Raw genomic sequence first — 12,750 nt, forward strand, 5'->3', positions numbered from 1 at the left:
ATGGGTTGTGATCGAACGCGGAGCGGTCGTTGTCGGACCGCTTCGTCGTGTCAGGAGTATCGAGATTCGTCGACCTTGGGTCGGCGGTTCTTTCCTGCAGGGCGCCGGGCAGGACGGGCGGCGTGTATATCTCCAAGCAAAGCGAGAGTGGATGTGAGCAAACGAGCCTATAACTTCTGCGCGGGTCCCGCTGCGCTGCCTGAAGCTGTCCTGTTGCGTGCCCAGTCGGAATTGCTGGACTGGCACGGCAAAGGGCTGTCGGTCATGGAAATGAGTCATCGCAGCGATGAATTCGTCTCCATCGCTACCAAGGCCGAGCAGGATCTGCGTGACCTGCTGGATATCCCCTCGAACTACAAGGTGCTGTTCCTGCAGGGCGGCGCCAGCCAGCAGTTTTCCCAGATTCCCCTGAACCTGCTGCCGGAAAACGGCAAGGCCGACTATATCGACACCGGTATCTGGTCGCAGAAAGCCATCGAGGAAGCCTCGCGTTATGGCGCTGTCAATGTGGCGGCCACGGCCAAGCCCTACGACTATTTCGCCATTCCCGGGCAGAACGAGTGGAGCCTGTCCAAGGATGCCGCCTACGTTCACTACGCGCCGAACGAAACCATCGGTGGCCTGGAATTCAACTGGATTCCGCAAACCGGCGATGTACCGCTGGTCGCCGACATGTCTTCGGACATTCTCTCGCGTCCTGTGGATATCTCGCGTTTCGGCATGATCTACGCCGGCGCGCAGAAGAACATCGGTCCGAGCGGGATCGTCGTGAACATTATTCGCGAAGACCTGCTGGGGCACGCGCGTTCGATCTGCCCGACCATGCTCAACTACAAGGTCGCGGCCGACAACGGCTCCATGTACAACACCCCGCCGACCCTGGCCTGGTACCTCTCCGGGCTGGTATTCGAGTGGCTGAAGGAGCAGGGTGGTGTGGCAGCCATTGGCAAGCTCAACGAAGTCAAGCAGCGCACCTTGTACGACTTCATCGATGCCAGCGGCCTGTACAGCAACCCGATCAACAAGACCGACCGTTCGTGGATGAACGTGCCGTTCCGTCTGGCTGACGACCGCCTGGACAAACCGTTCCTGGCCGGCGCCGACGCTCGCGGCCTGTTGAACCTCAAGGGTCACCGTTCGGTGGGCGGCATGCGTGCCTCCATCTATAACGCCGTCGACATCAATGCGGTCAATGCGTTGGTGGCGTACATGGCAGAGTTCGAGAAGGAACACGGCTAATGTCTGAACAAGAACTCAAGGCACTGCGCCTGCGCATCGACAGCCTCGACGAGAAAGTCCTCGAACTGATCAGCGAGCGCGCACGCTGCGCCCAGGAAGTCGCGCGGGTAAAGATGGCCTCGCTGGCCGAAGGCGAAGTGCCGGTGTTCTATCGTCCAGAGCGTGAAGCCCAGGTGCTCAAGCGCGTCATGGAACGCAACCAGGGGCCGTTGGGCAACGAGGAAATGGCGCGGCTGTTCCGCGAGATCATGTCCTCCTGCCTGGCGCTGGAGCAGCCGCTGAAAGTGGCTTATCTGGGCCCTGAGGGCACGTTCACCCAGGCGGCGGCGATGAAGCACTTCGGTCATGCGGTGATCAGCAAGCCGATGGCGGCCATCGACGAAGTGTTCCGCGAAGTCGCCGCCGGTGCGGTGAACTTCGGTGTGGTGCCGGTGGAAAACTCCACCGAGGGTGCGGTCAACCATACCCTCGACAGCTTCCTCGAGCACGACATGGTGATCTGTGGCGAGGTCGAGTTGCGTATCCACCACCATCTGCTGGTGGGCGAAAACACCAAGACCGACAGCATCAGCCGTATCTATTCCCACGCCCAGTCCCTGGCCCAGTGTCGCAAGTGGCTGGACGCCCATTACCCGAATGTCGAGCGCGTGGCGGTGTCGAGCAACGCCGAGGCGGCCAAGCGGGTCAAGGGCGAGTGGAATTCGGCGGCCATTGCCGGCGATATGGCGGCTGGCCTGTATGGGCTGACCCGCCTGGCCGAGAAAATCGAGGACCGTCCGGACAACTCCACGCGGTTCCTGATGATCGGCAGCCAGGAAGTGCCGCCGACCGGCGACGACAAGACCTCGATCATTGTTTCCATGAGCAACAAGCCCGGCGCGCTCCATGAGCTGCTGGTGCCGTTCCACGACAACGGGATTGACCTGACGCGAATCGAAACCCGACCTTCGCGCAGCGGTAAATGGACGTACGTGTTCTTTATCGACTTCGTCGGCCATCACCGTGATCCGCTGGTCAAGGGTGTGCTGGAGAAGATCAGTCAGGAAGCGGTGGCCCTCAAGGTGCTGGGTTCCTACCCGAAAGCGGTTCTCTAAAGGCGTTGAACATGAGTGGCGACTTCCTCGCCCTGGCGCAGCCGGGCGTGCAACAACTTTCGCCTTACGTTCCGGGCAAGCCCGTGGACGAATTGGCGCGCGAGCTGGATATCGATCCGGCGCGCATCATCAAGCTGGCCAGCAATGAAAACCCGCTGGGTGCCAGTCCCAAGGCCCTGGCAGCGATTCGTGACGAGTTGGCGGAGCTGACCCGCTATCCGGACGGCAATGGCTTCGAGCTGAAGCAGCGCCTGTCTGAGTTGTGCGGTGTGCAGGCCAACCAGGTGACCCTGGGCAACGGTTCCAACGATATCCTCGAACTGGTTGCCCGCGCCTACCTGGCGCCGGGCCTGAATGCGGTTTTCAGTGAACATGCCTTCGCGATCTATCCGATCGTGACCCAGGCCGTGGCCGCCGAAGCCCGCGTGGCGCCGGCCAGGGATTTCGGGCACGACCTGCCGGCGATGCTGGCGGCGATCGACGAGAACACTCGCGTGGTGTTTATCGCCAACCCGAACAACCCGACCGGTACCTGGTTCGGCCCGCGGGCGCTGGAGTCCTTCCTCGCGGCGGTGCCTGGCAATGTGCTGGTGGTGCTGGATGAAGCGTACATCGAGTATGCCCAGGGCCAAGACCTGCCGAATGGCCTGAACTACCTGTCGACCTATCCGAACCTGCTGGTTTCCCGCACCTTCTCCAAAGCCTACGGCCTGGCGGCGTTGCGTGTCGGCTACGGGCTGTCGTCGCCGGCGGTGGCGGACATCCTCAATCGTGTGCGCCAGCCGTTCAACGTGAACAGCCTCGCCCTGGTGGCAGCCCGCGCCGCGCTGGATGATGCCGAGTACGTGGCGCGCAGTCGCGAACTGAACGAAGCCGGCATGCAACAACTGGAGGACGGCTTCCGGCAGATGGGCTTGAGCTGGATTCCTTCCCGGGCCAACTTCATTGCCGTCGACGTCGGCCGCGATGCCGGGCCGGTGTACCAGGGGCTGTTGCGCGAGGGCGTGATCGTGCGTCCGATCGCCGGTTACGGCCTGCCGCGGCACTTGCGGATCAGTATCGGCCTGGCCAGTGAAAACAGCCGTCTGCTCGAGGCCCTGGCCAAGGTCCTGGCTCGTGGTTGATGTCATGCCGATGCAATCTGTGACGCCTATGATCGGCCGCCTGGTGGTGGTCGGTCTCGGGTTGATTGGCGGCTCCTTCGCCAAGGGGCTGCGCGAAAGTGGCCTCTGCCGGGAGGTGGTCGGTGTCGATCTCGATCCGCAATCACGCCAACTGGCGGTAGAGCTGGGGGTGGTCGATCGCTGCGAGGAAGATCTGGCAACCGCTTGTCGGGGTGCCGATGTGATCCAACTGGCGGTGCCGATCCTGGCCATGGAGAAGATGCTCGGCCTGTTGGCGGGCATGGACCTGGGTCAGGCGATCCTGACGGATGTCGGCAGCGCCAAAGGCAATGTGGTGCGTGCCGCCTGCTCGGCGTTTGGCGCCATGCCGCCACGGTTTGTGCCCGGGCACCCGATTGCCGGGTCCGAGCAGAGCGGGGTGCAGGCCTCCAACGGCAAGCTGTTCCGTCGGCACAAGGTGATACTGACCCCATTGGAGGAAACCGATCCGTCGGCGGTGGCCACGGTTGACCGGCTGTGGCGTGCCCTGGGCGCGGATGTCGAGCATATGCAGGTCGAGCGCCACGACGAAGTGCTGGCGGCAACCAGTCATTTGCCGCATCTGCTGGCTTTCGGCCTGGTGGACTCCCTGGCCAAACGCAACGAGAACCTGGAGATTTTCCGTTACGCCGCGGGCGGATTCCGTGATTTCACGCGAATTGCCGGCAGCGACCCGGTCATGTGGCACGACATCTTCCTGGCCAATCGCGAGGCGGTGTTGCGTGCACTGGATACCTTCCGCAGCGACCTGGATGTCTTGCGCGACGCCGTCGACGCGGGTGATGGGCATCAATTGCTGGATGTGTTCGAGCGGGCCCAGGCGGCTCGCGAACATTTCGGCAGGATCTTGGCCCGACGGGCCCGTAAGGACACAATGAACGCCAACGATGATCACAAAGAGGCTCAGTCGTGAATATTCAAGCTCCAGTCATCGCCATCGACGGACCCAGCGGCTCGGGCAAGGGCACTATCGCCGGTCTGCTGGCCAAGCGTCTGGGCTGGTGCCTGCTGGACTCGGGCGCGCTGTATCGGTTGCTGGCCTTCGCCGCCCGCAATCATGGCGTCGACCTGACCAACGAAGAGTCCCTCAAGCTGCTGGCTGCTCATCTCGATGTGCAGTTCATCGGTGCGACCGACGGCCAGCCGCAGTGCATCATTCTCGAAGGGGACGATGTCACCCAGGATATCCGCAACGAATCGATCGGTGCCGGCGCTTCCCAGGTCGCGGCCTTGCCGGCGGTGCGTGATGCCCTGCTACAACGCCAGCGCGCGTTTCAGGAGCCGCCGGGACTGGTGGCCGACGGTCGCGACATGGGCACCGTGGTGTTTCCCGACGCGCCTCTGAAGATTTTCCTCACCGCAAGCGTCGAGGAGCGGGCACGTCGCCGGTACTTGCAGTTGAAGGCCAAGGGCGATGATGTTAGTCTGTCGAGTCTGCTAGATGAGATACGTGCACGCGATGAGCGTGACACCCAGCGAGCGGTAGCCCCGCTCAAACCGGCGGCTGACGCCATACAGCTGGATTCCACGGAGTTGTCCATCGAGCAGGTGTTGGAACGCATCATGAGCGAGATCGCCATTCGCGATATCGCCGGGTGACCAAGAGGCGTGCAGGGGACCAGTCATAGTCCTGCATGGCTTCTTTCATATGAACGTAACCCTCACCGTCTGGGGTGTGGCAGATGGGCGTATTCTTCGCCCTTATCAACAGGAATTAAAATGAGCGAAAGCTTTGCGGAACTCTTTGAAGAGAGCTTGAAGACCCTTAATCTTCAGGCTGGTTCGATCATCACCGGTGTTATCGTTGATATCGATTACCAGGCTCGTTGGGTCACTGTCCACGCTGGTCTGAAGTCTGAAGCTCTGATCCCGCTGGAACAGTTCTACAACGATGCTGGCGAGCTGAACATCAACGTCGGTGACGAAGTTCACGTGGCGCTGGATTCGGTTGAAGATGGCTTTGGTGAAACCAAGCTGTCCCGTGAAAAAGCCAAGCGCGCTGAATGCTGGATCGTTCTGGAAGCAGCCTTCGCAGCCGAAGAAGTGGTCAAGGGCGTTATCAACGGTAAGGTTAAAGGCGGCTTCACTGTCGACGTTAACGGCATCCGTGCGTTCCTGCCAGGTTCTCTGGTTGACGTCCGTCCAGTGCGCGACACCACGCACCTGGAAGGCAAAGAGCTCGAGTTCAAGGTCATCAAGCTCGACCAGAAACGCAACAACGTCGTCGTTTCCCGCCGCAGCGTCCTGGAAGCCGAGAACTCCGCCGAGCGTGAAGCTCTGCTGGAATCCCTGCAGGAAGGCCAGCAAGTCAAGGGTATCGTCAAGAACCTCACCGACTACGGCGCATTCGTCGATCTGGGTGGCGTCGATGGCCTGCTGCACATCACCGACATGGCCTGGAAGCGCATCAAGCATCCATCGGAAATCGTCAACGTTGGCGACGAGATCGATGTCAAGGTTCTGAAGTACGATCGCGAGCGCAATCGTGTTTCCCTGGGCCTGAAGCAACTGGGTGAAGATCCATGGGTTGCTATCAAAGCCCGTTACCCGGAAAGCACCCGCGTTACCGCGCGTGTAACCAACCTGACCGACTACGGCTGCTTCGCTGAGCTGGAAGAAGGCGTTGAAGGTCTGGTACACGTTTCGGAAATGGACTGGACCAACAAGAACATCCACCCTTCGAAAGTCGTACAAGTCGGCGACGAAGTGGAAGTCATGGTTCTGGACATCGACGAAGAGCGTCGTCGTATCTCCCTGGGCATCAAGCAGTGCAAGTCGAACCCATGGGAAGACTTCTCTGGCCAGTTCAACAAGGGCGACAAGATCTCCGGCACCATCAAGTCGATCACCGATTTCGGTATCTTCATTGGTCTGGACGGCGGCATCGACGGTCTGGTTCACTTGTCCGACATCTCCTGGAACGAAGTGGGCGAAGAAGCCGTACGTCGTTTCAAGAAGGGCGACGAGCTGGATACCGTCATCCTGTCGGTTGACCCAGAGCGCGAGCGCATCTCCCTGGGCATCAAGCAACTGGAAAGCGACCCGTTCTCCGAGTACGTCTCGGTTAACGACAAAGGCGCCATCGTTAAAGGCACTGTGAAAGAAGTTGACGCCAAAGGCGCCATCATCGTTCTGGCCGACGATATCGAAGCGACTCTGAAAGCCTCCGAAATCAGCCGTGACCGCGTTGAAGACGCGCGTAACGTCCTGAAAGAAGGCGAAGAAGTAGAAGCCAAGATCATCAGCGTTGACCGCAAGAGCCGCGTGATCCAGCTGTCGATCAAGTCGAAAGACGTTGAAGACGAGAAAGAAGCCATCCAGAGCCTGAAAGCAGCTCCGGAAGGTGAAGCAGCTGACACCACCATGGCTGCGCTGCTGCGTCAAGCAATGGCCAAACAGAACTGAGTTCTGTCTGACTGTTGAAAAAGGGCGACTTCGGTCGCCCTTTTTTATGGCTGGGATTTGAGTGTTTCACGGGTGAAACCAAAGCGGACATGCTACGGTCACATTTACAAGTGTAAAGATGTGTGTGTCTGGATCAGCCATTGTCAGCCGTCGAAGGCTTTTCTCAGGGTGTCACCTTGATAAGGATGTGAATGAGCAGGCTCATAGCAGTATTCGCCCTGGCGTTGCTTGCCGGATGTACCACCAACGCCAAGACCCATGTCAGGCACGGTGTGAGCGGCATCGAAATCGACTGCTCGGGATTGGGTTCCGGCTGGGAAAAGTGCTACAAGCGTGCGGCCCGCGAGTGTAAGGCTCAGGGTTACAGGGTCGTCACCAAGTCCAGTGATGCCAAGGACGAGGAGGGCGACTATCTCTTTGGCTGGAATCCGGCAGGTTATGCCACCCGCACGATGCTGGTGATCTGCAACTAGTCGATATGCATCGCTCGGCCTGGACGTATCTGGCATGCAGATAAGTCAATAGATGGGCTGTTCAAAATCCTCCGGTCATGCTAAAACCTTCGAAGCGCTTTTCCTAGCTGCTTGAAAAAGAAGGGAAAAATATGACGAAGTCGGAGTTGATCGAACGAATTGTCACCCATCAGGGGCTGCTCTCATCCAAGGATGTCGAGCTGGCCATCAAGACCATGCTTGAGCAAATGTCCCAGTGCCTGGCGACTGGGGACCGGATCGAAATTCGTGGGTTCGGTAGCTTTTCCCTGCACTATCGCGCACCGCGCGTGGGGCGTAATCCGAAGACCGGGCAGTCGGTGAGCCTGGATGGCAAATTCGTGCCGCACTTCAAACCGGGGAAGGAGTTGCGGGATCGGGTAAATGAAGATGAAGAGCATGATGATGCCTGATCATCTTCGCCAGGTGCGTATGCGTCTGGCCTGGTGATCTGTCCCGTCGTTCATCACCCTGCGGGCGATTGTATCTATCCTGATAAACCGGCATTCCGTTTGTTGGATGGCATCCGGGATTGACCCGTTCGGTTCGCTGTCTCCTTTTGTGCTCCGGGATCGGTTCGGTCGGAGCGGCTATTTCCCCGTTATCTCTTCCCCTCTGTATTTCGCTGGTTTTCTTGTCCATGGTGGCAAGTGTCGAGTTATTGCGTAGAGTCGTCTATATTCGCGGGCCCAACTGCCAGGTCGAGTATTTTCTGGCTTGGCCTCCTGTTTTTTACGACGCGTAAAGTTTCCGGGTCTGGCGAATAAAAGCTGCTCGTGAATATCGTTATTTAAGTGTGGCAAGGATCTTGGCTTGATGATGATTTTGTTGTGCTGTTTGGTCGTGTTGATGGCGTCGTTATTGTTGACGGGCGCTCTTCGTCATTACGCGTTGGCGCGCAGCCTGATGGATATTCCCAACGAGCGCAGCTCTCATTCTGTCGCCACTCCCCGTGGTGGTGGCGTGGCCATCGTCGTCAGTTTCCTGGCTGTCTTGCCTGTCCTGGCGTTTACCGGCATCGTGCTTTGGCCCATCGTCTGGGCGCTGCTGGGTGCCGGCGCCTGTATCGCGCTGGTGGGGTTTCTCGACGATCATGGCCATGTAGCTGCTCGCTGGCGCTTGTTGGCTCATTTTTCGGCGGCGGCCTGGTTGCTTTTCTGGATGGGTGGCCTGCCGACTCTTGATATCATGGGCGCACGTATCAACCTGGGGTTGGTCGGTGATGTATTGGCCGCTTTCTATCTGGTGTGGATGCTCAATCTTTATAATTTCATGGATGGAATCGACGGGATCGCCAGCGTAGAAGCGTTGACGGCGTGCCTCGGCGCGTGTCTTGTCTATACACTCACAAACAATGCGGGCCTGATCTGGCCGCCGTTGCTGCTGGCGATGGCGGTCGGTGGTTTTCTATACTGGAATTTTCCACCTGCCAGGATATTCATGGGTGATGCCGGCAGCGGTTTTCTCGGCGTGATGCTCGGCGGGCTTTCCCTCCATGCAGCCTGGGCTGAACCTCGGTTATTGTGGGTGTGGCTGATTTTGCTGGGTGTGTTCATTGTCGACGCGACATTTACGCTGATGCGGCGTCTACTGCGTGGTGACAAGGTTTATGAAGCTCATCGCAGTCATGCTTATCAGTTCGCCTCGCGACAGGTGGGCAGTCATTTGCCGGTGACTCTGGCGGTAGCCGGAATCAACCTTGGCTGGTTGTTGCCGATCGCCTTGTGTGTCGGGTTGTCGATAGTGGACGGCTTTATCGGGCTGATTGTCGCGTATGTGCCGTTGGTATTCCTGGCCTTCAGGTTTCACGCGGGCGAGTTGGAAAAAGCGGGCTGAGCGTTATCGCCTTTCCAGCTGGCTTGGACATGCCTGTATCGGATACAGCATGTGTATTGCCGTTTTTTGGATATTGGCCTTAGAGGGGTTATGGATAAGATACGAGCCTGTTTGTTGGGCCTCCCGCGTCGGCAGAAACGCATTCTTCAAGTCATTGCCGACATCTTTCTGGTGTGGCTGGCGCTGTGGATGTCGTTTGTCGTCAGATTAGGCCTGGACGACGCGATCAACCCGTTTACCCAGCACCGCTGGTTGTTTCTCTCCGCGCCTGTGGTGGCTATTCCGCTGTTTGTAAAATTCGGGTTGTACCGAGCGGTGATGCGTTATTTCGGCAATGATGCCCTGATCGCCATCGTCAAGGCGGTGAGCCTGTCCGCGCTGATCCTCGGTGTGGTGGTCTATCTCTATAGCAACCACCAGACAGTGGTGCCGCGATCCATCATGTTCAACTACTGGTGGTTGAGCCTGATCATGATCGGTGGTCTGCGTCTGGTGATGCGCCAGTACTTCCTGGGGGATTGGTTTGGTGCCTCCCAGCATATGCCTTTTGCCAATCGTGATAGCGGGCTGACGAAGGTGGCGGTGTACGGAGCCGGTTCCGCGGGTAACCAACTGGTTGCTGCGCTACGCATGGGCCGCGCCATGCAGCCCGTTGCCTTTATTGACGATGACAGCAGTATTGCCGATCGCAGTATTTCCGGGTTGCAGGTCTACAAACCCAAGCATATCCAGCAGATGATCGATACCACGGGAGCCCAGGAGATCCTGTTGGCGATTCCTTCCTCTTCCCGTGGCCGGCGTCGTGAAATCCTCAGTCTCTTGGAGGGCTACCCTTTACACGTGCGCAGCGTGCCCGGTTTCATGGATCTGGCCAGCGGACGGGTCAAGGTCGACGATATCCAGGAAGTCGATATCGCCGATCTGCTCGGGCGCGACGCCGTGCCTGCCCAGGCTGGACTGCTTGAGCATTGTATCAAGGGGCGTGCGGTGCTTGTCACCGGAGCCGGCGGCTCCATTGGTTCTGAGCTGTGCCGGCAGATTCTTGCCTTGCGCCCGACGACGCTTCTGCTCTTCGAGCACAGTGAATTCAATCTCTACAGTATCTTGTCGGAGCTGGAGCGGCGCGTGGCGCGTGAGTCGCTGTCCGTGCGCCTGCTGCCGATCCTCGGGTCGGTGCGTAATCCGGAAAAGCTGTTGTCCGTCATGAAAACCTGGCGTGTGGAAACGGTCTACCATGCGGCGGCGTACAAGCACGTGCCCATGGTCGAGCACAACATCGCCGAAGGCGTGCTGAACAATGTGATCGGCACCCTGAACACCGCTCAGGCGGCATTGCAGGCCGGCGTGGCGAACTTCGTGCTCATTTCCACCGACAAGGCAGTGCGTCCGACCAATGTCATGGGCAGCACCAAGCGTCTGGCCGAGATGACCCTGCAGGCCCTCAGTCGTGAGCTGGCGCCGGTGCTCTTTGGTGATTCGGGTAATGTGTCCCGCGTCAACAAGACCCGTTTCACCATGGTTCGATTTGGCAACGTGCTGGGTTCGTCGGGTTCGGTTATTCCGTTGTTCCACAAGCAGATCAAGGCGGGTGGGCCACTGACGGTGACTCACCCGAAGATCACGCGTTACTTCATGACTATCCCTGAAGCCGCTCAACTGGTTATCCAGGCCGGCTCGATGGGGCATGGGGGCGATGTGTTTGTCCTGGACATGGGGGAGCCGGTAAGAATTGTCGAATTGGCGGAAAAGATGATTCACCTTTCCGGCCTGAGTGTCCGTTCCGACAAGAACCCTCATGGTGATATCGCAATCGAGTTTTCCGGCTTGCGACCTGGAGAAAAACTTTACGAAGAGTTGCTGATCGGCGACAACGTAGCGGCGACCCAGCATCCGATGATCATGACCGCCAATGAGGACCTGCTTCCCTGGGAGGCGCTCAAGTTGCGCCTGTCCGAATTGCTTGCGGCTGTCGAGACTGACGACTACGCGCGTGTACGTCAGTTGTTGCGTGATACTGTCAGTGGTTATGCCCCGGACGGTGAGATAGTGGACTGGATCTATCAGCAACGGCGCATGGATCCTTGAAGTTACACAACCGGTAACGGCCTCGTTTTTGACAAGGCTCCAGCATCACCTAGGTTTGGAAAGCAGCTTCGGAAAAGCTGCTTTCCCCTTACGATGTCATGGAGTGTCACCTATGCGTACAGGCTTTCTCCCCTCCCTGTTGTTAACCTTCCTGCTCGGCGCCAGCGGCGCGGTCAACGCCGCACCAGCCGCCCAGGCCGCTCAGCCAGCCGCACCCGCCAGCCAGGCCGCACCTGCCACAAAGACTGGCAAGATCAATCTGAACACCGCCGATGCCGAGACCATCCAGCGTGAGCTCTCGGGTATCGGCGAGGCCAAGGCTCAGGCCATCGTCGCCTATCGGGAGGCGAACGGGCCTTTCTCATCGGTAGATGAGCTGCTTGAGGTCAAGGGGATTGGCAAGGCGATTCTCGACAAGAACCGCGACCAGATGGATATCAACTGAGGCGCTGATCCAGCGCTCGGAGACCGATCGAAGGATCGGTCTCTTTTCCTTGGGGAGCCCTGGTCGAGGGCTCTGGCGGGCGTTACTCGACCTGATCCTTCAAATGCGCCCTGGTCACATCCAGGATCTTCTGCGCCAGTTCCGCATCTTCCGCACTGCGTGATAGCACCAGCGCCCCGACCAGCGTCGCCAGCATCACGATACTCTGATCCTGTGCGTCCGGTCCGCCACCCAGCGCATCCTCGACCTGCTTGAGTCGGGACTCGATCACCGTATCAGTGGTCGAACTCGGTGCTCCCCGTTGTCCCAGCTCCGAGCACATGGTCGGCAATGGGCATCCTTGTTCAGGCGTCGTCAGGTGCCATTCGGACAGGTAGCTGTCGATAAACGCCTGCACCGGTTTGTCCTGGCTGAACAGCATGTCGCAATGCACGTCCAGCTCCGCCGCGGCTTCCTGCAGGGCCTTTTCGACCAGTTCGTCCTTGGATTTGAAGTGCGCGTAAAAGCCGCCATGGGTCAAGCCCAGGGCTTTCATCAAGGGTTGCAGGCCGGTTGCGCCAATGCCGTCACGGCGAAAGCGGGCCGCGGCTTCCTTGATGATGCGCTCGTGGGTCTGGGCTTTGTGATCTTGTGAATAGCGCATGGCCGAACCTCCAAATCTATAGCCAATGATAACTGTGACTTGTCGGCAACTGGCTACATTTTTTGAGGGTCGGTTCAAAAACGTTCAAATGCGTAATGGCGGTATCAGCGATCCTGCGCGTCCTTGGCATCCATCTCCGCGTTGCGTTCCTGCACGCGCTTGCGTTGCTCGTCGGTGAGTTCCACTTTGGTGGCGGTATCGCGCAACATCATCAGTCCGCCGACGATGGAGCCGATGGCGACCACGATGATCAACCAGGCATACCAGGGCATAGGGTTCTCCTTGATGGGCCGATCCCGCACGAGAGGTTCGTGCGGGATGCCGGCCCTTACCACTTTGAGTCAGAGGA

General features: G+C 58.9%; 12 protein-coding genes and 1 pseudogene. 11 read left to right on the forward strand and 2 right to left on the reverse strand.

Annotated features, from left to right (window positions below; genetic code table 11):
* Positions 1–153 precede the first annotated feature (153 nt).
* From serC to HX851_RS10720, 11 genes and pseudogenes are all read left to right on the forward strand, one after another.
* On the forward strand, positions 154–1,239 hold the full coding sequence (serC, locus tag HX851_RS10670; RefSeq protein WP_177065337.1) for a 3-phosphoserine/phosphohydroxythreonine transaminase: 1,086 nt from the start codon (positions 154–156) through the stop codon (positions 1,237–1,239).
* Positions 1,239–2,333, forward strand: coding sequence for a prephenate dehydratase (pheA, locus tag HX851_RS10675; RefSeq protein WP_017129662.1), 1,095 nt, complete (start codon positions 1,239–1,241; stop codon positions 2,331–2,333). Before serC ends, pheA begins: the two co-directional genes overlap by 1 nt.
* A gap of 11 nt (positions 2,334–2,344) precedes the next feature.
* Complete coding sequence (gene hisC / locus HX851_RS10680) at positions 2,345–3,457, forward strand: histidinol-phosphate transaminase (protein ID WP_177065338.1); 1,113 nt, start codon at positions 2,345–2,347, stop codon at positions 3,455–3,457.
* A gap of 28 nt (positions 3,458–3,485) precedes the next feature.
* Positions 3,486–4,385: pseudogene (locus HX851_RS10685) on the forward strand (prephenate dehydrogenase/arogenate dehydrogenase family protein); the annotation flags it as partial.
* Positions 4,386–4,405: 20 nt separating this feature from the next.
* Positions 4,406–5,095, forward strand: a complete 690-nt coding sequence (cmk, locus tag HX851_RS10690; RefSeq protein WP_177056581.1) for a (d)CMP kinase — start codon at positions 4,406–4,408, stop codon at positions 5,093–5,095.
* Between the two features lie 120 nt (positions 5,096–5,215).
* A complete protein-coding gene (gene rpsA / locus HX851_RS10695; RefSeq protein WP_017129659.1) occupies positions 5,216–6,901 on the forward strand; it encodes a 30S ribosomal protein S1 in 1,686 nt (561 codons plus the stop codon).
* Positions 6,902–7,092: 191 nt separating this feature from the next.
* A complete protein-coding gene (locus HX851_RS10700; RefSeq protein WP_177056580.1) occupies positions 7,093–7,374 on the forward strand; it encodes a hypothetical protein in 282 nt (93 codons plus the stop codon).
* A gap of 131 nt (positions 7,375–7,505) precedes the next feature.
* The gene (gene ihfB, locus HX851_RS10705; protein ID WP_017129657.1) at positions 7,506–7,805 is read left to right on the forward strand and encodes an integration host factor subunit beta; all 300 of its coding nucleotides are present in this window, start codon (positions 7,506–7,508) and stop codon (positions 7,803–7,805) included.
* 403 nt (positions 7,806–8,208) lie between these two features.
* Entirely contained in the window at positions 8,209–9,228 is a 1,020-nt protein-coding gene (locus tag HX851_RS10710) for an MraY family glycosyltransferase (RefSeq protein ID WP_177056579.1), read from the forward strand.
* A 90-nt stretch (positions 9,229–9,318) separates the two neighbouring features.
* On the forward strand, positions 9,319–11,313 hold the full coding sequence (locus HX851_RS10715; RefSeq protein ID WP_177065752.1) for a polysaccharide biosynthesis protein: 1,995 nt from the start codon (positions 9,319–9,321) through the stop codon (positions 11,311–11,313).
* Between the two features lie 112 nt (positions 11,314–11,425).
* Positions 11,426–11,758 (forward strand): ComEA family DNA-binding protein, encoded by a 333-nt coding sequence (locus HX851_RS10720; protein ID WP_177065340.1) that lies wholly within the window; start codon positions 11,426–11,428, stop codon positions 11,756–11,758.
* An 82-nt stretch (positions 11,759–11,840) separates the two neighbouring features.
* On the opposite strand, the gene HX851_RS10725 is transcribed toward HX851_RS10720, so the two are convergent.
* Positions 11,841–12,401, reverse strand: coding sequence for a TetR/AcrR family transcriptional regulator (locus tag HX851_RS10725; RefSeq protein WP_177056577.1), 561 nt, complete (start codon positions 12,399–12,401; stop codon positions 11,841–11,843).
* Positions 12,402–12,505: 104 nt separating this feature from the next.
* A complete protein-coding gene (locus HX851_RS10730) occupies positions 12,506–12,673 on the reverse strand; it encodes a DUF2897 family protein (RefSeq protein WP_017129652.1) in 168 nt (55 codons plus the stop codon).
* Positions 12,674–12,750 lie beyond the last annotated feature (77 nt).

Origin of the sequence: Pseudomonas gingeri (assembly GCF_013385635.1) — a bacterium.
Classification (GTDB): domain Bacteria; phylum Pseudomonadota; class Gammaproteobacteria; order Pseudomonadales; family Pseudomonadaceae; genus Aquipseudomonas; species Aquipseudomonas gingeri_A.